This window comes from Vreelandella rituensis (assembly GCF_003336665.1).
GTDB lineage: Bacteria > Pseudomonadota > Gammaproteobacteria > Pseudomonadales > Halomonadaceae > Vreelandella > Vreelandella rituensis.
The window spans coordinates 49,145-69,894 of the sequence record NZ_QPIJ01000010.1; the positions used below are offsets into that span (position 1 = coordinate 49,145).

Consider the following 20,750-nt stretch of genomic DNA (forward strand, 5'->3'; position numbering starts at 1 on the left):
TGAGGGGTCTGCTGATGCCACAAGGCCTGGGTCTGCTCGAAGACGCGCTTGATGGGCTCCACCCCAAGCCTTTGACGTGCTTGCACCACGGCACTGGGCGCGACGAAGGGGCGCTTGCCGGGCAGCATGATGTCGAGGTGATTGACGATCTGCCCCATCGGGATATGTCGAAAAAAGGCCATCCCGACCACGGCCCAGACGACCATGTCCAACGGCAGGCGACGCTTGCGCAGCGTGGCCACACCGGCTTCTTCAAGACAGGTGTCGATCAGTTCGGGAGAGAGTACCTCGGAGAGACTGGAGAAATCGTCGGGTACCGCCTTGGCGATGGCATCAATGGCGTCGCTGAAATGCATGAGACCTTTCCGTATCAGTTGCCTGACACGGAAAGGTCTCATGATCAGCTTGTTGAAAATAGGCTTAACTGACTGGCATTACGGCATTTCGCCGGGGCTTTTTGTTGCGTAAAGCCAAGACTGTAAGGCGTAAAGCTGGGGAGCCGTAACGGGAAGAGTGCCATTGGCTTCCTGTCGAAGGGATGCGACATGTTAGGATGGTCGATCTATTTTCGAAAAAGGGGTGAGTAATGTCCCTCGAAGAACTGCATCTCAATCTGCGCAACCTGACCCCGGAAGACTACGAGCCGCTTAAGGCTCTGATGGACGCCGTCTATCATGACATCGGTGGCGCCTGGCCCAAACGCACCATCGACAAGCTGATTCAGGAGTTTCCCGACGGCCAGATCGCCATCGAAGACGAAGGCATGCTGATCGGCGTGGCCTTGACCGTGCAGGTGGATTACGACGATTTTTCCAATCCGCACAAGTACGATGACTTGATCGGCCACCGCGAAATCATCCTCAACGATGAGGATGGCGACGCCATGTATGGGCTGGATGTGCTGATTCACCCCGATTATCGCGGCTATCGTCTCGGGCGCCGTTTATACGAAGCGCGCAAGGAGCTATGCCGTTCGCTGAACCTGCGTGCAATTCTTGCCGGAGGACGGATTCCCGGCTATCACGAGCATTCCGATTCACTTTCCCCCGCCGAGTACATAGAGAAAGTCTCGCGCAAAGAAATCTACGACCCGATTCTCTCCTTCCAACTGGCCAACGGCTTTCAGGTCAAGCGCTTGTTGCACAAGTATCTGCCGGAAGATGAACAGTCACGGGGCTATGCAACCCTGCTCGAGTGGAACAACATTCTGTTTGAACCCGCCGAAAGCGTGCTGGACACCCGCCCCACTCAGGTGCGCGTGGGTGCGGTGCAGTGGCAGATGCGTGAGTTCGCTTCGGTCGAAGCGGCACTGCAACAGATTGAATACTTCGTCGATGCCCTGTCCGATTACCAGAGCGACTTCGCCGTTTTCCCGGAGCTGTTCAACGCCCCGCTGATGGGCCTCCAAGATCGTGCCGCCCAGCAGGATCAACTGGGGGCCATCCGTTTTCTGGCCGGTTTCACCGAACGCTTCAAGACCGAGCTTTCACGCATGGCGGTCTCCTACAACATCAACATTATCGGCGGCTCGATGATCGAGGTGGGCAAAGATGACCGCCTCTACAATATCGCTTACCTGTTCCATCGCGACGGTAACGTTGAACGCCAAGCCAAGTTGCATATCACCCCGCAAGAACGCCGCGACTGGGTGATCGAAGGCGGCGATGAGCTGAGAGTCTTCGATACCGACGCCGGGCGCGTGGGAATTACCATCTGTTACGACGTGGAATTCCCCGAGCTCGGCCGCCTGCTCGCCGACCAGGACATGGACATCCTGTTCGTGCCGTTCTGGACCGACACCAAGAACGGCTATCTGCGCGTGCGCCACTGCGCCCAGGCGCGTGCCATTGAAAATGAATGTTACGTGGTGCTGTGCGGCAGCGTGGGCAACTTGCCGTCAATCGAAAATCTGGACATCCAGTACGCACAATCGGCGGTATTTTCGCCGTCGGATTTCGCTTTTCCCCACGATGCGGTACTCGCGGAAACCACACCCAACACCGAGATGATCTTCTTCTCGGATCTGGACCTCACCCGCCTGACCGTGGTGCGGGCCGAAGGCTCGGTGACCAACCTGAAGGACCGCCGCAAGGACCTGTTCGATCTGCGCTGGCGTGACTGGTCGTGGAAGTCCGGGGCCAATCTCGACGACCAGTAAGACGACCAATAGATAGCCGTCACTCAAGGCTAAGGCCAGAATAGATGCGTGGGGATGCGGCGCTGGGCATCGACCACAACGCCCTCCTCGCGCAGTTTTTCCATCTGACATTGCGCGCCGCCATGATCCGCCACGCGGCGTGTCGCCGACACCACTCGATGCCATGGCAGCGTATGGCCCTCGGGTAGTTGACGCATCGCCGTTCCCACCATCCGCGGTGTGGCGCCCTCGGTCATTGCCGCAATGCGTCCGTAGGTCGTCACCCGTCCCGCTGGAATCTGATCGACAATCGTATAAATCTGCTCAAGCAGGTCAGGGCGCGACATCATTGCTCTCCTCGCATTTCGTTTATTGCATTCCTCATGACAAATCATGACACAGCCACTGCCATAGCTTCTGCGCCTCGTCGCTCACGTGACGGCGGCTAGGGCGCACCAGCCAAAAGCCCTCGTCGCTGGGCAACGGCAGATCGAACGGCGCGACCAGGTCAGCGCGCTGCTGCAAAAGCCGTCGGTGCGTTAACGCGACACCGCCGCCCTGCGCCGCGAGAGCCAGGGTCATCACCTGATTGTCGCAGGTCAGCGCAAAACAATGCTGTTCCACCTCAGCCACTTCCGCTTGCGCGAGCCACGCAGCCCAGCCGCTGCCAAACCCCACCGCATGAATCAGCGTATGCCCCGCCAAGGCTTCCGGCGTGGGCAGCTTATCGGCAAGCGCAGGTGAGCAGACAGGCAATAGCGACTCCGCCCCCAGCGAGCGCATCTCCACCCCCGACCAGTCGCCACGACCGTAGCGAATCTCGATGTCCGTGCCTTCCGGGCCAAAGTCATCCGGCCAGATCGCGCTGACGGTGCGAATCGCCACCTGTGGCACCTGGCGATGAAAGGCCACCAGACGCGGCGCCAGCCACGCCTGTTGAATCACCGGTGTTGCGCGTAGCGTCACCGGCTGGCCGCTGGTATGTCCGAACACTTCCGAGGTGCCTTCCTGCAGGCGCGCAAAGGCATCGTGAATACTCGGTAGCCACGCCTGCCCGGCAGGGGTTAGCGACAGGCTACGAGGATGACGAACGAACAGCTTTTGTCCCAGGCGATCCTCCAGCAATCGAATACGCTGACTGATGGCCGCTTGTGTCACGCCAAGTTCGTGTCCGGCGGCGGTAAAGCTCAACGTTCGCGCCGCCGCTTCAAATGCCTGGAGCCATATCAAGGGCGGAAGACTGTTCATGGAAAACCTACCTATAAGCTGAGCTTGGCCTTAGCTGCCAGATTGATTGTTTGTCACCACCTCTGCCAATCCGCATCCTAGTCATCACACTGCGGCGGCGTGCCAACATAACCGACCTTTTTGGGATCACCTCTCCTGGGTCGATCTCACTCGGAGAGAAGCAATGAACAGCGTGGCGACATCTGGCGCTCCTGACATGCAGGAGCTATTCCCCTATGCCGACGGCCCCCGCTTGGCCTCAGCGGCACCCGACACAGGCAGCATCCAGCTAAGCTGGCAAAACGGCGATACCACCCAGCTCCCCTGGCTATGGCTGCGCGATCATTGCGCCTGCGCCGAGTGCCGTCATCCGCAAACCCGTGAGCGGCTGTATATCCCGCTGGCACCGATTGCGGACGCCCCTGAAATGAACGTGATCGACGGCCATTTGCGGTTAACCTGGGCCGACGGCCACCGCAGCGTCTTTCATGGCGGCTGGCTTCACCAACGCCGTCCGGAAGTCGCGCTGCCGAACGTGCTGCCGGAAGCTAGCGCCTGGCGCGACCACTTTACGCCTGAACGCATCGAGCATGCGGCTTTTCTGACCGAGAAAGGCGAGCAAGCCTGGCTCACTGCGATACTGCGTGACGGCTTGGCGCTGCTCACCGACGGGCCGCTTGTAGAGGAAGAAGTGAGCCGTCTGGCGGAAAAAATCGGCCCCCAACGTGCCACCAATTTCGGTGCCCGTTTTGATGTACGCTCCAAACCCAATCCCAACAACGCCGCCTATACGGCGGTGGGCTTGGCGCTGCACATTGATTTGCCCAATTGGCATCACCCGCCGGATATTCAGCTGCTCTACTGCCTGCAAAACGGCGCAAGCGGCGGCGAATCGCTGTTTGCCGATGGCGTTCGCGTGGTCGAAGCCTTGCGCGCCCAGGATCCGAGCGCGCTGCGAACCCTGAGCGAAACGCCGATCGACTTTCGTTTTCAGGACGAGACCCACGATATCGCCGTGCGAGCCCCGCTGATTGACCTCAACGCCGACGGCAGCCTACGCGAGCTGCGCTTCAACAACTGGATTCGCGATACCCTGCACCTGCCCGTCGAGCAAATGAATGCCTGGTACCACGCTTATCGCACGCTCTGGGCGCTATTTCACAGCGATGAGCACCAGCTGGAGTTCACCCTGGAGCCCGGGCAAATGGTCGCCTTCGACAACCGCCGCGTGCTCCACGGCAGGCGCGCCTTCGACCCCAACAGCGGCCCGCGTCACCTCCAGGGTACCTACCTCGATCGCGACATGCTTGAGTCACGGTTACGGGTACTCGCTCGCCAACTTCATTGATCACGCCCCATTATAACGACGACGCAAGGAGAGACACATGCAACATTCCCTGACGAAAACCACTTTAGCCGTAGCGCTGAGCGCCGCTGGCTTGAGCATGGCCAGCGCTTACGGCGACGATACCACCCTTGATTTCGGCGTACCGGCCTGGCCCGGCATTACCGTCAAGACCGCCATTGCCGAACAGCTGTTGACTCCTTTGGGCTACGACACACGCCTGCACGAGATTGGCCTGCAGGTGATCTATCAAGGCATGGAAAGCGGTGATATCGACGTTTTCCTGGGCGCCTGGCTGCCCGCCCAGCGCGAAATGTTCTATCCACGCCAGGAGTCCGGGGTCATCCGCGATGCGGGGAGTAATGTAGAGGGCGCGCAGATGACCCTCGCGGTACCGGCATATATCTACGAAGCGGGCATGCAAAGCTTCGCTGACCTGGATGCCAACCGTGACCTTTTTGACGCTCAGATTCACGGCTTTGGTGCAGGCTCCGCCGCCAGCGAAATTTTACACGGCGCTATCGACAACGACGTCTGGGGCCTGGGCGACTGGAGTCTCGTCGATACCAGCGAAGTCGGTATGCTGTCCGCCGCGCAAGATGCGATTTCGCGCGAAGAACCGATCGTCTGGGTCGGCTGGACACCACACTGGATGAACCTTGAGCTACCCATGCGCTATCTGGACGACCCGAAAAACCTGTTCGGCGAGAACAACGGCGAGAGCGACGTTTTGACGGTAATGCGCAGCGAGTTTGCCGATGAGCACCCTAACCTGGAAGCATTTTTTGAAGGCTTCGCGTTTACTGCCGAAGAACAGAGCTGGATGATCAAGCAGTTCGGCCAGGAGGAGCGAGATTCAGACACTGTGGCCAACGAATGGATTCGCGACAATCTCGACCAGGTCGAAGCGATGCTCGATGGCGTCACCAGCCGTGACGGTCGGCCCGCCTGGCCGGTGGTTCAGGCGGCGCTCACTGACTGAGTAGACTAAATAACCCTGCTGTCAAACCTGATCCATAACGCCAAGCGTCCAGACTATTGAGGAAAGCGCCAGCTCAGGATACGTTAGCGTATCCTGATGGCTTCGGCTGCGCGTATAGGCGTCATTCTCATGCAAGGCAGATTGATTAAGGTGATCGTTGGAGGGCTGACGCTTTTGCTGTTGGGGGCCATGTGGCAATGGCTGAATGCCAATGACTTTCTCACTGCTCAACATCTGGCGGAGCTTGCAAGTCGACTTGCCCGGTGGCGCCAAGCGCCTTGGATGTTTATGTTGGTCATGTTCATCTATGCCGGCGCCTTGTTGGTAATGCTGCCACTAAGCTTGCTGGTGGTGGGAACCGGTCTACTTTTTGGTCCAACCTGGGGGTTTGGCTACGCCCTGCTGGGTACGCTGGCGTCCTCGGCGGTTTCCTACTGGGTGGGCCGTTGGCTGGGGCGCGACGCCTTGCTGCATTATGGCGGCCGCCATTTACGGGGTATGTCACGCTATTTATCGCGGCGCGGCATTCGCACCATGATCGTGATCAACCTGTTGCCGTTGGCGCCTTTTACCCTGACCAACATGATGGCCGGCGCCTTTCATCTGAAATTTCGCGCTTACATGATCGGTTCCACCCTGGGCATTGTGCCGGGCCTGGCGGCTCTCATGCTACTGAGCAGCCAGCTTGAAGCGCTTCTTACCGCTGAAAACCGTTTCGAACTGGGGCTGGCCGTGGGCGGTCTGGCGCTGGCCGTGGTGGCGATGTGGGGCCTGAACCGTTACGCCGCTCGTCGTCGTCAACGGCGATTGCGTCATTGAGATGGTTGGGGAGGCCAGCCGACTACTTGCGAAAGGTTTCCGGCGTCTTGGAAGGCGCCAGCAGGTCGCTTTCGGGCTTGTCCTGAAACACCAGGCGCAGTACTCGCCCACGGTGGCAAAGCAGTTGCCACTCCGCTTCCAACCGGCCCCGCACCCGCCCCCAGGCATCAGTATCGACATGCTGATGGGTGGTGTTCTCCGTAGCGATCACCTCTCGGTAGACGTCCAGGCAGCGCGCCGCACAGCAGGCTTCATCAAAACCTTGTGCGGTGTTCAGCGCGCCCTGGCGCAACATTTCACGCGAGGCTTTTTCGCTCATGCCGGCGAGCACTTCACACAGCGCACCTGCGTCGTCGCTGGGTAGAAGCCAACCGTTTCGGCCTTGCTCCACCACTTCACGTACCCCGGGTGCATCGATGGCGGCGACCGGCAACCCGGCAGCCATCGCCTCGACCAACACCATTCCCTGGGTCTCGCTATGCGAGGCAAAGGCGAAAACATTCATGCCATGGTAGGCATCGATCAGGGTCTGGCCGTGCAATTTACCGGTGAAATGAAAGCGTTCGACCACTGAAGCCTCGGTGGCCGCACGTTGCATGGCTGGGCGTGCATCGCCTTCCCCCACCACCAGAAAGTGGGTCTCCGGCTGTTTGCGCAGCAATTGCACAATGGCCTCGGTCAGAAAAGGCAGGTTTTTTTCGTTCGCCAGCCTGCCCACATGCCCGACCACATAAGCCTTTGCTGGAATCTTGTATCGTCGGCGAAACCCGGCGCCATCTCCCTGCGAGAAGCGCTGCGTATCGACGCCACTGGGCACCACATGCACCGCTGGGTTTGCCCCACGCCTGCGCAATAAATCCCTGATACTCTCGCTGGGTGCGATAACCGCATCGCATAGGTGGGTGTATTCCGTAGATAACGCCACAGCGAATCGCTGCATGCGCGGTGAATCCCCAGGCACGTAATGGGTGTAGTGTTCGTAAAGCGTATGATGAGTGAATACCAGCGGCAAGCCGTAGGTCTCGGCTGTTCGCGCCGCGGTATCACCCAACAGGAAGGGATGATGGGAATGCACGATATCGGGGTCGAATGTTTCTATCGCCTCGTAAAGCTGGCCGGGAATCGGCACCGGCAGTGAAAAATCACTGCCGTTGAAATGCTGAACCGCTGCCACTCGAATCACGTCGGACTCATGCCTCGGCTGCCCGGTCATCTTGGGCGCCACCACCAATACTTGATGCCCCAGCGCCTGAAGGCGAGATTTAAGCCGCTTGACCGACTCACTGACGCCACCCACGATTGGACAATATGTATTGGTAAACATGAGTATGTTCAAACGATTGGCTCCCTGGTTGTCGCTTTTTCCCATCCTTATCGCCCAACACTTGCGTGCCCGACGATGAAGGGTGACTATCCTGATTACCATATTCAAGATAGGCGATAAAAGAATCAAAGACATTGACACCCACCACCATTACCTGACATCCGCCACTCAAAACACACAAGGAGGAGTGGGAAAGGCGGTAGCCAAGGCGTACTGACGTACATTGCGCTATCCCTGCCCGGCCAAGAGCCGGGAGTATCCCGCGTAAATCGATGAACCTTTATTTTTTGAACTCTCTCATTGATACGTTTCAGCCCTATGTATGGTCGCTTGCGATTGCGCTGATTGTTCTGCTGGGGCTGCACTTGGCCGCCTATATTCATGGCTACCAATTTCTGGTTTATCGCTGTTATGGCGCGATTATCGCCTCACTGCTGGTCGGTGCCTCCGCCTTCTGGTGGCTTCCTTTACTGGTCGACTCGCAATTGGCCTACGTGGATTCGTTTTTCGGCTGGGTGGTGCTCGCTACCTGCGCATTCTGGGTGGCAGTAATCGCCTATCTCTACCTGCACCCCTTGAGCTTTCTGTTACGCGAGACCCGCGACTGACCCTGCACCGTCATTCATCACCTTCGTTAATTCCTTGAGTCAGGAGACCAGCTAATGCGCAAATTGTTATACGCAAGTATCGCCGGGGTGACGCTTTCCGGATGTACCGGCATCCCCAAGGGCACCGAGGCGGTCACTGGCTTTGAACTCGAGCGCTATCTTGGCCAATGGTACGAGATCGCCCGTCTGGATCATTCCTTCGAGCGGGGGCTGGATTGCGTCACTGCAGATTACAGCCTGCGCGATGACGAGGGGGTGCGCGTCATCAATCGTGGCTACAATCTGGAGGAGGGTACTTGGAACGAAGCGGAAGGACGGGCCTATTTCATAGAAGACAAGACCGTTGGAAGGTTGAAAGTCAGTTTCTTCGGTCCCTTCTATGGTGGGTACAATATTCTTGAACTGGACGAGGACTACGCCTGGGCATTGGTGGCCGGACCAAATCGCGACTACCTGTGGATACTTTCGCGGACGCCGCAACTCGATCCCCAAGTCGAGCAGCGATTGCGCCAGCGCGCCGCCGAGCTGAACTTTCCGGTAGACGACTTGATCGAGGTGGAACAAGGCAACGCATGCCCAAATCCTCCAGCCTCCGCCACTTGAAGTGTTCTTTCGCTGAACAAGCTTCCTATGGAACAAGCCAAGCGGTAGCCAGACAGCCAAGACCCGAAACGACTCGACTAGCCCGGATATCTCAAGGATTATTTTTTTATGACTATCGATGAGTTTTTCCAGCACCTCTGGCACGACTACACCGCCATGACACCCCAGGCCAAGCGTATCCATGACGCCTTGATCGAAGACGGTGAAACCATCGTCAACGATCACGTGGCCTTTCGCACCTTCGACCGCGGCCCGATCACCTTGGCAGCTCTCGAACCTCAGCTGTTGGCGCTGGGGTATACGCCACTTGAGCCTTATGATTTCGAGGCCAAGTACTTGCGTGCCTGGGGCTACCTTCCACCCCAGCAGGACCAGCCGAGGGTGTTTCTTTCCGAATTGAAGTGCGATGAACTTTCTCTGGAGTCTCAAGCAGTCATTGACCGCCTGGTGGCGCAAATCGATCCGGATTCAGTCAACACGCCCGAGATCCTGTGGAGCGGTCGCCTATGGGAAGCGCCCACTTTCGATGAATACCGCCTCTTGATGGGAGAAAGCGAATACGCGGCCTGGCTTTCGATCATCGGGCTAAGGGCCAATCATTTCACCATCAGCGTCAATCATCTGACGCATTACGACACCGTGGAAAAGCTGCTCGAAAAGGTCGAGTCGCTGGGGTTGAAAATCAACGAATCCGGGGGCCGGGTCAAGGGGTCACCCGAGGCGCTACTGGAACAAGGGTCGACACTTGCAGACCGCCAGCCGTTCACCTTTGCCGACGGCCAGGTAGAAGAAATCGCCACCTGCTACTACGAATTCGCCAAGCGTTATCCAAAGGCGGATGGCACGCTATTTCAAGGTTTCGTCGCCGCTAGCGCCGACAAGATATTCGATTCCACCAAAATGTCATGACCGCTCGGTTCATGGTCTTCAGCGAACTTAAAGTAACGGCTGGCCTCTGTGTCAGTCTGAGGAGTGTTCTTATATGAGTCACCGTATTGCTGTGATCGCCGGTGACGGCATCGGTATCGAAGTCATCCCCGAAGGGCTGCGCGCATTGAAAGCAGTCACCGAACGCTTCGATATTGCGCTTGAGTTTCAGACATTCGACTTCGGCAGCTGCGACTATTATCTCGAACACGGCAAGATGCTGCCGGACGACTGGTTCGAGCAGCTCAAGGACTTCGATGCGCTGTTCTACGGGGCGGTGGGCTGGCCGGAAAAAGTACCCGATCACATCTCGCTATGGGGCTCGCTTTTACAGTTCCGTCGGCGCTTTGACCAGTACATCAATTTGCGCCCCTGCAAGCTCATGCCCGGCATCAAGAGTCCGCTGGCCGGACGTGAGCCGGGCGATATCGATTTTTACGTGGTACGCGAAAACACCGAAGGTGAATACTCGAGTGTGGGCGGCAAGATGTTCGAGGGTACCGACCGTGAGGTGGTGATTCAGGATACGGTGATGACGCGCACCGGTGTCGACCGGGTGCTCAAGTACGCCTTTGAACTCGCCCAGTCACGCCCTCGAAAGAAGCTCACCTCGGCGACCAAATCCAATGGCATCTCGATCACCATGCCCTACTGGGACGAACGCGTGGAAGCAATGGCCACCGGCTACCCCGAAGTCGCTGTGGACAAGTTTCACATCGACATTCTTACCGCCAACTTCGTGCTTCACCCGGACTGGTTCGATGTGGTGGTGGGCAGCAACCTGTTCGGCGACATACTTTCGGACCTCGGCCCCGCCTGTACCGGCACCATCGGCATCGCTCCCTCGGCCAATATCAATCCGGAAGGCAATTTCCCCAGCCTGTTCGAGCCGGTTCACGGCAGCGCCCCGGACATCGCCGGCAAGGGCATCGCCAACCCCATCGGTCAGATCTGGTCGGGGGCGATGATGCTTGAGCACCTGGGCTATCAGAAAGCCGCCGATGCCCTGGTAAAGGCTATCGAGGCGGTGCTGGAAAGCGGCGACGCCCAAGTATTGACGCCTGACATAGGCGGCAATGGCACCACCCAGAGCCTGGGGCGCGCCATCGCCGAGCGAATTGCCGCTGATATCAGCCCTTGAGCTTCGCGGTAATTCCTGCCACATACTCGCCCTGAAAACGGGCGATCTTGAGCTCACGCTCATCGGGTTGGCGCGAACCGTCGGCGCCGGCCATGGTGGAGGCTCCATAGGGTGTTCCGCCACTGGCCTTGGAAATATCGAACTGTTCCTCGATACCATAGCCGATCGGCACGATCACCATGCCGTGGTGCGCCAGCGTCGTCCAGGTGGAGGTAATGGTCATTTCCTCGCCACCGCCGGTACCGGTGGAAGTGAAGACGCTGGCCACCTTGCCGCGCAGGGCGCCCTTGAACCACAGCCCGCCGGTCTGATCGAAAAAGGTGCGCACCTGTCCGGTCATGTTGCCAAAGCGCGTGGGCGTTCCCACGATGATGGCATCAAAGTCGGCAAGTTCCGCGGGGGTGGCTTCCTCTGTATCGAAGTCCTGCTTGCCGCCGGCCTTTTGGTAAGCCTCAGGGTCCATGGTTTCCGGTACACGCTTGAGCGTCACTTCCACTCCCTCGACGGCCTTGGCGCCTTCCGCTACGGCCTTCGCCATGGTATCGATATGTCCGTACATGGAATAGTAAAGTACCAGAACCTTTGTCATGAACTGACTCCTTGCTGTGATTGATAGCTGTGATGGATCGCTGCGGTGAATACCAAGGGAATGCTCATGGACGATTGGCCAGAACACCAGCTTTCAAGATAGACGAGTTGACGGCTGAAAAAAGCGAAGGTTTTCGATGCCTTGATGCGATTTTCTCGATAGAACTCGCCCAGCCAGCGATATACACCCGGCTTGCGCTCCTTCCTCCTTGTCGCTATTAATAGAGAACGTTGATTGAACCCTCCGACGATTCATTCAAAGAATAGAATCGCAGAATGCGGCAGAATTTTGTTCAATGGAGGCACGGCATGACGATTTTCGAAGCGCTACGCCAAGACCACGAGATTCAGCGCGACTTGCTCAACCGGCTGGTTGCCACTCATGGGGCCAGCGAGGAGCGCGATACGCTTTATAAAAGAGTACGCACTGAGTTGCACTCCCACGCCGCAGCCGAAGAGCGAGCGCTTTACGTACCCATGCTGGAAGTTGATCTGACCCAGGAAAAGGCCCGTCACAGCATCGCCGAGCATCACGAAATCGATGAATTGCTCGAACGCCTGGATGAGACTGACTACAGCGCCACCAGCTGGCTGACCCACGCCAAGCAGCTTCAGCATCTGGTGACTCATCATCTCGATGAAGAAGAACAGGAAGTATTCCAGCTAGCCGGACGCGGCCTTGCCGACGACCAAAAAACAGCGCTGGCCGACGAATACCAGCAAGAAATGCAGCGACAACGAGACGCCTGAATGTTGAACGATTGGCTGGATGCCGCCTTGGGTGGCGATGAAACCAGCGTCTTGAGCGGCAACCTGCCCTTCGGGCGTTATTGCTCCCCCGCACCGGGCATTCTGGAACTTATCCCTATCCAACCACGCCCTGACGCACACGCCTGTGTCATCTCCGCCGCCATTCACGGCAATGAAACCGCCCCGGTGGAGCTTGTCGGTGAACTGCTGGCGGGGATTGAAGCCGGCACACTTTATCTAGGTGCGCCGGTACTGATCATTCTGGGTAACCTTGAGGCGCTGGCGAACAACGAACGCTTTATCACCACCAATCTCAACCGACTTTTCAAACGCGGCCTGGAAGAAGCCGGTGGTGAACCCACCCGTGCTCGGGAACTCATGGCGGCCGTGGACAGGTTCTATCAATCCCATGCCGATTTTTCCGCCCTGCACTACGATCTGCATACCGCCATTCGTGAGAGCCGTTATCCGCGTTTCGTGGTGGAACCGTTTGCCGAGACGCCTACCCAGCCTGAACAATGGCAGTGGCTGGCCGCGGCCGACATCCAGGCAGTCTTGCGTCAACATCAGCCCAGCTGGACGTTTTCCCACTATTCGCGGCACTACCACGGCGCCCAGGCGTTTACCCTTGAACTCGGCCGGGTTGCGCCCTTTGGTGGCAATGACCTTGAGTCACTAGCACCTTTTCTTGGGCTGTTGGAAGCCTTGGTAAAAGGGGAGCCGCCCGCCACGGCAGACCCCCAGCACATGGCGTTCTTCCAGGTGACCCATGAGATAAAACGCCATTCGATGGACTTTCAGCTGTGCTTTGCCGAGGATATTCCCAACTTCACGGCGTTTCCACCGGGTACCTGTCTGGCTCGGGACAGTACGGCAGGTGAGTTTCGTGTGGAGGAAACACCCCTTTACGTCGTATTTCCCAATGCTCGGGTGGCGCTGGGCGAACGTGCGGCACTGCTGGCAACACCCACTACCAAAGTCGAATAACCAAAATACTACCGTTGACGCCTCTCTGACGCCATGGCTGTTAGAATCGCCTCCTTTTCGCGCCACCCCCGTATTGGAGCCTATGTCATGGCCGCTACGCCTATTCCCCTTGAAGTGCGCAACATCAAGAAGCGCTTCGGCGAGACAGAGGTGCTCAAAGGTCTCTCACTGAAAGCCCACAAAGGTGATGTCATCACCTTGATTGGAGCCTCGGGGTCAGGCAAGAGCACCTTTCTGCGTTGCATGAACTTGTTGGAACAACCCGATGAAGGCGACCTGCTGCTTCACGGAGAGGAAATACGCTTCAAGCAGACGCGTTACGGTCGCGAACCAGCGGACTGGAAGCAGGTAGTACGCATGCGTGCCAAGCTTTCCATGGTCTTTCAAAGCTTCAACCTCTGGGCTCACATGACGCTTCTGGAAAACATCATAGAAGCCCCGATTCATGTGTTGGGCCAGCCGAAAAAAGCGGCTATCGAACAGGCTCACGCCTTGCTCGAACGCGTTGGCTTGACGGCGCGTGCCGATGCCTACCCTGCCCAGATGTCAGGCGGGCAGCAGCAACGCGGCGCCATCGCCCGCGCCTTGGCGATGAATCCGGAAGTGATGCTGTTCGACGAACCCACCTCGGCACTTGACCCCGAACTGGTCGGGGATGTGCTCAAGGTCATGCGCGACCTTGCCGATGAAGGCCGCACCATGGTGGTGGTCACTCATGAGATGGGCTTCGCGCGCGATGTATCCAGCCAGGTGATTTACCTGCACCAGGGGCTCGTCGAGGAAGCCGGCCACCCCAAGGAAGTGCTCGATAACCCGCAATCCCCGCGCCTGAAACAATTTCTGGCCCCTAAATACTGACGCCTGCGAGGCTTAGCATGCTCGACCTGCAAGGTTACGGCCCCCGCCTGCTCGAAGGTGCCGGGGTCACCATCCAGCTGGCGCTGCTGTCGCTGGCGCTGGCATTGGTACTGGGGCTTATCACAGCCAGTGCCAAGATGTCCCGCAACCGCTTGATCCATGCAATCGCCACCGTTTACACCACGCTGATTCGGGGTGTACCGGACCTGGTGCTGATGATGTTGTTGTTTTTCGGCGGCCAGATGGGGGTCAACGTCATCAGCGACATGCTCTACGACAGTTTCGAGATAGATTATTACATCAGTTTCAACGCCTTTGCCGCCGGGGTGCTCACCATCGGTTTCATCTTCGGCGCCTACATGGGCGAAACCTTTCGCGGCGCCTTCATGGCGGTGGATAACGGCCAGATAGAAGCCGGACGTGCCTATGGCATGAACAACTGGCTGGTGTTTCGCCGAATCCGCTTTCCACAGATGATGCGCCACGCCCTTCCCGGGCTTTCCAATAATTGGATGGTGCTGCTCAAGACCACCGCCCTGGTCTCGGTCATCGGTTTGAGCGATATGGTGAGGGTAGCTGCAGAAGCATCACGCGCCACTCACGAACCGTTTGTTTTTCTGCTGCCGGTGGCCGCGGCCTATCTAATGATCGCCAGCGTCTCCGAATGGATCTTCGCGCGGTTGCAAAAGCGCTACAACATCGGCTTCGGAGGGCACTGACATGCTGGATATTTCCGCCTGGTTCAACGATCTTCTGGCCGGCAATCTGATCTTTACCGCCCAGACCCTGGGCTATTATTGGGAAGGCCTGGTTACCACCACCCAGCTGGTTTTTCTCTCCTTGGTAATAGGTCTGGTAATGGCGGTGCCGCTGGCGGTGCTCCGCGGCTCGAAGCATCCATGGATTCGCCTGCCGATCTATTTTTACACCTACGTGTTTCGCGGCACACCGCTGCTGATTCAGCTGTATATCATTTACTACGGGGTGGTGTTCGTCGACGGCATTCAGGATTCTTTCCTTTGGCCGGTGTTGCGTGAAGCCTTCTATCCCGCGCTGATTGCCTTCACCCTGAACACCGCCGCCTACACCACCGAAATCTTCCACGGCGCCATCAAAGCCACCGCCCGTGGCGAGATTGAAGCCGCCCGCGCCTATGGCATGTCACAGAACCTGATGATGCGGCGCATAATTCTTCCCAGCGCCTTTCGGCGAGCGCTGCCTGCCTACGGCAACGAAGTGATCTTCATGCTGCACGCCAGCGCTATCGCCAGTGTGGTCACCCTGATGGACCTGACCGGGGCGGCCCGTTTCGTCTATGCGCGTTATTACGCGCCTTTCGAAGCCTTCCTGTTCGTGGCGGCGATTTACCTCTGCCTGACCTTCGCGATCTTGTATTTCTTTCGCTTTCTGGAGAAAAAGTTGCTGGCACACCTCAGGCCACTCAGCTGAGCCGAGAACGCCTGGATCAAACAAACGTTGGTTCCTCGTTGGACAAATACTTTGCCTCTTCCGCATCCTGGGTTAGGTTAATGGTGATCACCATCAGGTGAACCTCTCTCGAAAGGAGTCAATTGATGAAGAAGTTGTTGAGCGTTTCTCTACTCGGCCTGGCGGTTGCCGCCACTACCGCTCAGGCTCGCGATTATGATCATGTCCGTATCGGCGTCGATGTTCCCTACGAGCCGATGGAATACCGCACCCCCGAAGGCGAGCTGACCGGGTTCGACATCGACCTGGGCAACGAGCTTTGCGAGCGGGTCGGTGTGACCTGTGAATGGATCGAACAGGAGTGGGATGGCATCGTCCCCGGCTTATTGGCGCGTAATTACGACGCTATCATGTCCTCGATGACCATCAACGATGAACGCCGCCAGACGGTGCTGTTTTCCGAGCCTTACTTCACACCGCCCTCCGCCTGGTTCGCCCCGGCCACCAGCGAACTGGAAGAAACCTCCCAGGAAAGTCTCGAAGGCAAGACCATCGGCGTGCAACGCGGCACCCTGCAGGACAATTACGTCACTGACATGTACGGCAGCGTCGCCGATATCAACCGCTACTCCACCGCCGATGACATGGTGCTGGACATGGAAGCCGAGCGTCTGGATATCGTCTTTCTTGACTACCCCGTTGGCAAATCCACCCTGATCGATAGCGAAAACCGTGCCTACCAGGTAATCGGCGAGAAAATCACCGAACCCAAGGAGTACTTCGGTGACGGCTTTGGTATCGCCTTCCGTCAACGTGATGAAGCCTTGGCCGAGCGTTTCAACGAGGCCTTGGAAGAAGTGCAGCAAGACGGCACCTACGATGAAATTCATCAGAAATACTTCGGTGAAGAAGAATAAGCGCTTAGCCCCTTCACATTAGTCTTGCCAAACAGTCGTCTTGCCAAACAACAGGCCGCTTCAGCCAAGCTCTGAAGCGGCCTGTTCGAGAGACCCCAAAAGCGCTTACTCCTGCAACCCTTACTCCTGCAGCACATACCGCCCCGGCGCATCTTCCAAGGGTGAATAACCGGATTTTGGCGCTCCCATGGAGGGTGGCGAGGTGGTTTCACCACTGGAACGTTCTATCAACCAGGCTTTCCATTCAGGCCACCAGGAGCCTTGGCGTTCCGGAACATATTCCCGCCAGGTACTGGGGTCCACGTAAGGCGCATCGCCAGGGGTGTCGGCAATTTGATAGACACGATGGGGTTTTCCCGGCTCGCTGACCACACCGGCATTATGTCCGCCGCTGGTCAGGGTAAAGGTGATATCCGTGTTCGCCAGTAAATGGATGCTGTAGACCGAGCGCCAGGGGGCAATATGATCGGTGCGCGTGGCGACCGAAAAAAGCGGTACCCGAATATCGCTTAACAGCACCGGATGGTTGTCTACCCAGTAGTTGCCTTCTGCCAGGGCGTTTTCGAGATACAGCCGTTCCAGATATTCCGAGTGCATGCGGTAGGTCATGCGAGTGGCATCAGTACTCCAGGCCATCAGATCGAACATCGGCAGCTGCTCTCCCATCAAGTAGGACTTCACCCAAGCAGACCAGACAAGATCGTTCGAGCGCAGGAACACGAAAGTGCCACGCATCTGCCATTTGTCCAGGTAGCCCTGCTGCCACATCAAATCCTGCAAGAAACTTACCTGGCTTTCGTCGATGAACAGCTCCAGCTCGCCGGGTTCCTCGAAATCCGTTTCCGACGCAAGCAGGCTCAGCGAAGCCAGACGGTCATCCTGATGGCGCGCCATGGCGGCGGCGGCAATCGACAGCAAGGTCCCTCCCAGACAATAACCCACGGCATGAATCTTCTGATTCGGAACCACTGCATTGACCGCGTCGAGCGCCTCCATCACGCCGAGGCGGCGATAATCCTCCATACCCATATCGCGATCTTCGGCGACAGGGTTCTTCCACGACACCATGAACACCGTGTAGCCCTGCTCCACCAACCAGCGCACCAGGGAATTATTCGGGGAAAGATCCAGGATGTAGTACTTCATGATCCAGGCGGGGATGATCAACAAGGGCTCGGCCTGAACCTTGTCCGTGGTGGGGCTGTACTGAATCAACTCCATCAAGCGGTTGCGGTAGATGACCTTGCCCGGCGTCACCGCCACCGTTTCACCGGGACGATATTTCTCGGCACCAACCGGCCGCTCACCCGCCGAAAGACGGCGTGCATCCTCCAGGAAGTGCAGATAGCCATTGACGAAATTGGTGCCCCCGGTTTCCAAGGCTCGCTTTGCCACTTCGGGGTTGGTCAGCGGCGAGTTACTCGGTGAAAGGCCGTCAAGGATTTGCCGGAACACGAATTCCACCACATCCTCATGGTGCGGTGTGACGCCATCCACACCCACGGCGGCGTTGTACCACCATTGTTGATTCAACAGAAAGGATTGGTAAATGACGTTGTAGGGCCATTTCTGCCATTCCTTGCCCGCAAATCGTTTATCCTCAGACAGGGGTTCAATACAAGGCTTGCACTGTTCTCCCAGAACGGAGTTGGGTAAAAATCCCCATAGCCGGGTCATTTTGCGTGCCATTTTCACCCCAAGCTGGGCCTGTTTTCCCGGGGAGAGACTCAGGTGCCAGGCCCAATCGCTAAAAGCCTGCATGAGAGCTACCGGCGACACCCCACCCGTCATTCGGCCGAGGACAGCATGCGCCGTTCGGTCGGTGACGGTAAAGATGTCTCCTTCACCCTCGGCTTCCCAGCGGCCACCGCTGGCCGCGTGGCGGTGCTTGCGGCGTGGCAACTCCGAGGTCAAGGGCCGCGGCGCGAGGGGACGTTTAGACGTCTCGGTTTCTTGGTGATGTTCCGGCTCTTTCTGGGTGCCTTTACCTTCATTGGTTTGTTGCATCCTTTCCTCCCTTGAACAGGGTCTCATTCACACAACGACTGCAATGCATACTCCAGCATAGTTGAGCGCCTCATATTGGAAAGTACATATCGCACCAGGGCTATCGCAGTTAGAAATAATTGCTTTCTAAGGTCTTGGCTTCATACCAGACATCAAGTGCTTGGCAATAGTCTGAACAATAGATTCGAGCACCCATCTGCCAACTGCGATAGCCCTGATATCGCACGACTCCAACGCCTACGGCTGGCTGACGCTTTATTTTGTAAGGCCAACGGTTTTGACTAGACTTGAATCACCTCAATACATAGCACTGCGTGACACAAGCAGAGCTTTAAAACCAGGTGAGAACGGAGCCTTTCGCTTCGTTGCTGAATCAAGGAGATGACCATGAGCAACGCAAGTTCGAATAAACGTGTGGAAAATAAAGTGGTTTTGATAACCGGCGGGGTATTCGGCATTGGCCGTGCCATTTCCCTGCTATTGGCACGCGAGGGCGCCAAGGTGGCGGTCACGGATATTCAGGATGAAGAGGGCAAGAAAGTCGTTGAGGAAATCAAGAACGCCGGCGGGACCGCCGAGTATTGGCACCTCGATACGTCCAGCGAAGAGCAAGTGAAAAAAGTATTTTCCGAGGTGGTCGATACCTTCGGCAACCTCAATGTCCTGGTCAACAATGCGGGCGTCTCGGGACCCAACAAGCCAACGCACGAGGTGACGGCCGAAGAGTGGAATGACCTCATGGCGATCAACGTCAATGGGGTGTTTTTCTGCACCAAGCACGCGATTCCTTCCATGCAGAAAGCCGGACAAGGCAGCATCATCAACCTGTCTTCGATCTACGGCATCGTAGGGGCCGCCGACCTTCCGCCCTACCATGCCTCCAAGGGGGCGGTGCGGGTGATGAGCAAGAACGATGCGCTCTTCTATGCCAAGAATAATATTCGGGTCAATTCGATTCATCCGGGGTTCATCTGGACGCCATTGGTGGAAAATCTGGGCAAGCAATCGCCGGAAGGGGTCGAGGCATTTCGTAAACAGCTGGACGAGCTACACCCCATCGGCCATGTTGGTGAACCGGACGATATCGCCTATGGGACGCTGTATCTGGCGTCGGACGAGTCCAAGTTCGTCACTGGCAGTGAATTGCTGATTGATGGTGGTTACCTGTCTAGATAATCGCACAACGATCGCGGGGAAAGACATTCCCGGTGGCGCCCGGAACTTACCACGGCCATGCCTGTCTTCCCGGTGTATATAAACTCCGAGAGGAAAGGATGATCTCGAACACTTCTCCGTACACGCCCCCCATCGCCGATGCCACCCCGCGCCCCTCGTCCATCTGGACCGGCTGGGGCCAGTGGCTGGCGTTGGCCACCATGTCTCTCGACCACCTGACTCGCTACGTGTTGCCAGAGGAGTGGGCTCTCGGCTGGGCCGGGTCGTCGCTAGGTCGCATCGCCTTTCCGCTGTTCGCCGCCATGGTCGCCTGGCACGGGCTGTTCAACACCCGCAATCCGCTGCGCTATGCGCGGCGCATTCTGGTGATCGGGCTCGTCGCCCAGCTGCCCTTCATGCTGATGCCCCGCGCCTCCGACGCCCTGTTGCTCAACGTCTGCTTCTCTCTGGCCGCGGGGCTCGCCTGGGGCGCCGGGCTGCGCGAGTTGCTCGCCCGCTACCGGACGGGCGAGCTGGAGAGCCGCTGGCTGGCACTGGGCGTGATGGCCTCGCTGCCCATCTGGCACCTGCTCGGCAATTGGGTCGAGTATGGCCACCAAGGGCTGCTGCTGGTGCCGCTGCTGATGCTCGCCATGCATCACCTGAACCAAGCCGGCGAGCCTCTCGCCCAGCGCCTGGCCGCCGCCGCCCTGGCCGTGCCGGTACTGGTGCTGGCCGGTCAGATGAACGCCAGCGACATGGCCAAGTCCTTCACCGTGGTCACCTGCGTGGCGGCGCTGTGGCTCGCCGCCGGCGCCCATCGTCTGGCGCCGACCGTACCCTGGGCGATGCCGCGCCGGCTGTGGCTGGCCTGGTACCCCGGCCACTTCGCATTGATCGCGCTTTGGCTGTGGCTTTCCGGGGGGCTCGGCTGAAGATCGCGATCA

22 protein-coding genes are annotated in these 20,750 nt (G+C 57.9%); 16 read left to right on the top strand and 6 right to left on the bottom strand.

Annotated elements, in window-relative coordinates:
* A partial coding sequence (locus DU506_RS21615; RefSeq protein ID WP_181870709.1) for a transposase domain-containing protein occupies nt 1-356 on the bottom strand: 356 nt, incomplete at its 3' end.
* Nucleotides 357-586: 230 nt separating this feature from the next.
* Between DU506_RS21615 and DU506_RS06555 the strand changes: the two genes are divergently transcribed.
* Nucleotides 587-2,158, top strand: a complete 1,572-nt coding sequence (locus tag DU506_RS06555; protein WP_114486139.1) for a bifunctional GNAT family N-acetyltransferase/carbon-nitrogen hydrolase family protein — start codon at nt 587-589, stop codon at nt 2,156-2,158.
* A 29-nt stretch (nt 2,159-2,187) separates the two neighbouring features.
* Here DU506_RS06555 and DU506_RS06560 read toward each other — a convergent pair whose 3' ends face one another.
* Together DU506_RS06560 and DU506_RS06565 are read right to left on the bottom strand one after the other, a co-directional pair.
* Complete coding sequence (locus DU506_RS06560; RefSeq protein ID WP_114486140.1) at nt 2,188-2,484, bottom strand: MGMT family protein; 297 nt, start codon at nt 2,482-2,484, stop codon at nt 2,188-2,190.
* A gap of 34 nt (nt 2,485-2,518) precedes the next feature.
* Nucleotides 2,519-3,385, bottom strand: coding sequence for a LysR substrate-binding domain-containing protein (locus tag DU506_RS06565; RefSeq protein ID WP_114486141.1), 867 nt, complete (start codon nt 3,383-3,385; stop codon nt 2,519-2,521).
* A 196-nt stretch (nt 3,386-3,581) separates the two neighbouring features.
* On the opposite strand from DU506_RS06565, the gene DU506_RS06570 reads away from it, so the two are divergent.
* From DU506_RS06570 to DU506_RS06580, 3 genes are all read left to right on the top strand, one after another.
* A complete protein-coding gene (locus DU506_RS06570) occupies nt 3,582-4,712 on the top strand; it encodes a TauD/TfdA family dioxygenase (protein WP_235825460.1) in 1,131 nt (376 codons plus the stop codon).
* 37 nt (nt 4,713-4,749) lie between these two features.
* Nucleotides 4,750-5,691, top strand: a complete 942-nt coding sequence (locus DU506_RS06575) for an ABC transporter substrate-binding protein (protein WP_114486143.1) — start codon at nt 4,750-4,752, stop codon at nt 5,689-5,691.
* A gap of 129 nt (nt 5,692-5,820) precedes the next feature.
* Nucleotides 5,821-6,510, top strand: coding sequence for a TVP38/TMEM64 family protein (locus DU506_RS06580; RefSeq protein ID WP_114486177.1), 690 nt, complete (start codon nt 5,821-5,823; stop codon nt 6,508-6,510).
* Nucleotides 6,511-6,532: 22 nt separating this feature from the next.
* On the opposite strand, the gene DU506_RS06585 is transcribed toward DU506_RS06580, so the two are convergent.
* Entirely contained in the window at nt 6,533-7,834 is a 1,302-nt protein-coding gene (locus DU506_RS06585; protein WP_114486178.1) for a glycosyltransferase, read from the bottom strand.
* 287 nt (nt 7,835-8,121) lie between these two features.
* Between DU506_RS06585 and DU506_RS06590 the strand changes: the two genes are divergently transcribed.
* From DU506_RS06590 to DU506_RS06605, 4 genes are all read left to right on the top strand, one after another.
* Nucleotides 8,122-8,442 carry a hypothetical protein gene (locus DU506_RS06590; RefSeq protein WP_147273738.1) on the top strand — a complete coding sequence of 107 codons (321 nt, stop codon included), beginning with the start codon at nt 8,122-8,124 and terminating at the stop codon, nt 8,440-8,442.
* Between the two features lie 54 nt (nt 8,443-8,496).
* The gene (locus DU506_RS06595) at nt 8,497-9,045 is read left to right on the top strand and encodes a lipocalin family protein (protein ID WP_114486145.1); all 549 of its coding nucleotides are present in this window, start codon (nt 8,497-8,499) and stop codon (nt 9,043-9,045) included.
* Between the two features lie 108 nt (nt 9,046-9,153).
* Nucleotides 9,154-9,954, top strand: a complete 801-nt coding sequence (locus DU506_RS06600) for a DUF1338 domain-containing protein (protein ID WP_114486146.1) — start codon at nt 9,154-9,156, stop codon at nt 9,952-9,954.
* A gap of 73 nt (nt 9,955-10,027) precedes the next feature.
* A complete protein-coding gene (locus DU506_RS06605) occupies nt 10,028-11,113 on the top strand; it encodes a tartrate dehydrogenase (protein WP_114486147.1) in 1,086 nt (361 codons plus the stop codon).
* On the opposite strand, the gene wrbA is transcribed toward DU506_RS06605, so the two are convergent.
* On the bottom strand, nt 11,103-11,702 hold the full coding sequence (gene wrbA / locus DU506_RS06610; protein WP_114486148.1) for an NAD(P)H:quinone oxidoreductase: 600 nt from the start codon (nt 11,700-11,702) through the stop codon (nt 11,103-11,105). The two genes, DU506_RS06605 and wrbA, sit on opposite strands and share 11 nt — an antisense overlap.
* Before the next feature lie 308 nt (nt 11,703-12,010).
* Between wrbA and DU506_RS06615 the strand changes: the two genes are divergently transcribed.
* The 6 genes from DU506_RS06615 (at nt 12,011) to DU506_RS06640 (ending at nt 16,641) form a co-directional block, all read left to right on the top strand.
* On the top strand, nt 12,011-12,451 hold the full coding sequence (locus DU506_RS06615) for a hemerythrin domain-containing protein (protein WP_114486149.1): 441 nt from the start codon (nt 12,011-12,013) through the stop codon (nt 12,449-12,451).
* A complete protein-coding gene (locus DU506_RS06620; protein ID WP_114486150.1) occupies nt 12,452-13,438 on the top strand; it encodes a succinylglutamate desuccinylase in 987 nt (328 codons plus the stop codon). It begins immediately after the preceding gene.
* A gap of 87 nt (nt 13,439-13,525) precedes the next feature.
* A complete protein-coding gene (locus DU506_RS06625) occupies nt 13,526-14,296 on the top strand; it encodes an ABC transporter ATP-binding protein (RefSeq protein ID WP_114486151.1) in 771 nt (256 codons plus the stop codon).
* 17 nt (nt 14,297-14,313) lie between these two features.
* Complete coding sequence (locus DU506_RS06630; protein ID WP_114486152.1) at nt 14,314-15,015, top strand: ABC transporter permease; 702 nt, start codon at nt 14,314-14,316, stop codon at nt 15,013-15,015.
* 1 nt (nt 15,016) lies between these two features.
* Entirely contained in the window at nt 15,017-15,745 is a 729-nt protein-coding gene (locus tag DU506_RS06635; protein WP_114486153.1) for an ABC transporter permease, read from the top strand.
* Nucleotides 15,746-15,870: 125 nt separating this feature from the next.
* A complete protein-coding gene (locus tag DU506_RS06640; protein WP_114486154.1) occupies nt 15,871-16,641 on the top strand; it encodes a transporter substrate-binding domain-containing protein in 771 nt (256 codons plus the stop codon).
* A 120-nt stretch (nt 16,642-16,761) separates the two neighbouring features.
* Here the strand turns inward: DU506_RS06640 and DU506_RS06645 are convergent, their stop codons facing one another.
* Entirely contained in the window at nt 16,762-18,648 is a 1,887-nt protein-coding gene (locus DU506_RS06645; RefSeq protein ID WP_114486155.1) for a PHA/PHB synthase family protein, read from the bottom strand.
* Nucleotides 18,649-19,035: 387 nt separating this feature from the next.
* Between DU506_RS06645 and DU506_RS06650 the strand changes: the two genes are divergently transcribed.
* Together DU506_RS06650 and DU506_RS06655 are read left to right on the top strand one after the other, a co-directional pair.
* On the top strand, nt 19,036-19,824 hold the full coding sequence (locus DU506_RS06650; RefSeq protein WP_114486156.1) for an SDR family NAD(P)-dependent oxidoreductase: 789 nt from the start codon (nt 19,036-19,038) through the stop codon (nt 19,822-19,824).
* A gap of 98 nt (nt 19,825-19,922) precedes the next feature.
* Complete coding sequence (locus DU506_RS06655) at nt 19,923-20,738, top strand: TraX family protein (RefSeq protein WP_114486157.1); 816 nt, start codon at nt 19,923-19,925, stop codon at nt 20,736-20,738.
* The last annotated feature ends 12 nt before the right edge of the window (nt 20,739-20,750 follow it).

Coding starts and splice junctions, on each gene's coding strand:
- DU506_RS06555 (WP_114486139.1), top strand. CDS start 587: ATGTCCCTCGAAGAACTGCATCTCAATCTGCGCAACCTGACCCCGGAA.
- DU506_RS06560 (WP_114486140.1), bottom strand. CDS start 2,484: ATGTCGCGCCCTGACCTGCTTGAGCAGATTTATACGATTGTCGATCAG.
- DU506_RS06565 (WP_114486141.1), bottom strand. CDS start 3,385: ATGAACAGTCTTCCGCCCTTGATATGGCTCCAGGCATTTGAAGCGGCG.
- DU506_RS06570 (WP_235825460.1), top strand. CDS start 3,582: ATGCAGGAGCTATTCCCCTATGCCGACGGCCCCCGCTTGGCCTCAGCG.
- DU506_RS06575 (WP_114486143.1), top strand. CDS start 4,750: ATGCAACATTCCCTGACGAAAACCACTTTAGCCGTAGCGCTGAGCGCC.
- DU506_RS06580 (WP_114486177.1), top strand. CDS start 5,821: ATGCAAGGCAGATTGATTAAGGTGATCGTTGGAGGGCTGACGCTTTTG.
- DU506_RS06585 (WP_114486178.1), bottom strand. CDS start 7,834: ATGTTTACCAATACATATTGTCCAATCGTGGGTGGCGTCAGTGAGTCG.
- DU506_RS06595 (WP_114486145.1), top strand. CDS start 8,497: ATGCGCAAATTGTTATACGCAAGTATCGCCGGGGTGACGCTTTCCGGA.
- DU506_RS06600 (WP_114486146.1), top strand. CDS start 9,154: ATGACTATCGATGAGTTTTTCCAGCACCTCTGGCACGACTACACCGCC.
- DU506_RS06605 (WP_114486147.1), top strand. CDS start 10,028: ATGAGTCACCGTATTGCTGTGATCGCCGGTGACGGCATCGGTATCGAA.
- wrbA (WP_114486148.1), bottom strand. CDS start 11,702: ATGACAAAGGTTCTGGTACTTTACTATTCCATGTACGGACATATCGAT.
- DU506_RS06615 (WP_114486149.1), top strand. CDS start 12,011: ATGACGATTTTCGAAGCGCTACGCCAAGACCACGAGATTCAGCGCGAC.
- DU506_RS06620 (WP_114486150.1), top strand. CDS start 12,452: ATGTTGAACGATTGGCTGGATGCCGCCTTGGGTGGCGATGAAACCAGC.
- DU506_RS06625 (WP_114486151.1), top strand. CDS start 13,526: ATGGCCGCTACGCCTATTCCCCTTGAAGTGCGCAACATCAAGAAGCGC.
- DU506_RS06630 (WP_114486152.1), top strand. CDS start 14,314: ATGCTCGACCTGCAAGGTTACGGCCCCCGCCTGCTCGAAGGTGCCGGG.
- DU506_RS06635 (WP_114486153.1), top strand. CDS start 15,017: ATGCTGGATATTTCCGCCTGGTTCAACGATCTTCTGGCCGGCAATCTG.
- DU506_RS06640 (WP_114486154.1), top strand. CDS start 15,871: ATGAAGAAGTTGTTGAGCGTTTCTCTACTCGGCCTGGCGGTTGCCGCC.
- DU506_RS06645 (WP_114486155.1), bottom strand. CDS start 18,648: ATGCAACAAACCAATGAAGGTAAAGGCACCCAGAAAGAGCCGGAACAT.
- DU506_RS06650 (WP_114486156.1), top strand. CDS start 19,036: ATGAGCAACGCAAGTTCGAATAAACGTGTGGAAAATAAAGTGGTTTTG.
- DU506_RS06655 (WP_114486157.1), top strand. CDS start 19,923: ATGATCTCGAACACTTCTCCGTACACGCCCCCCATCGCCGATGCCACC.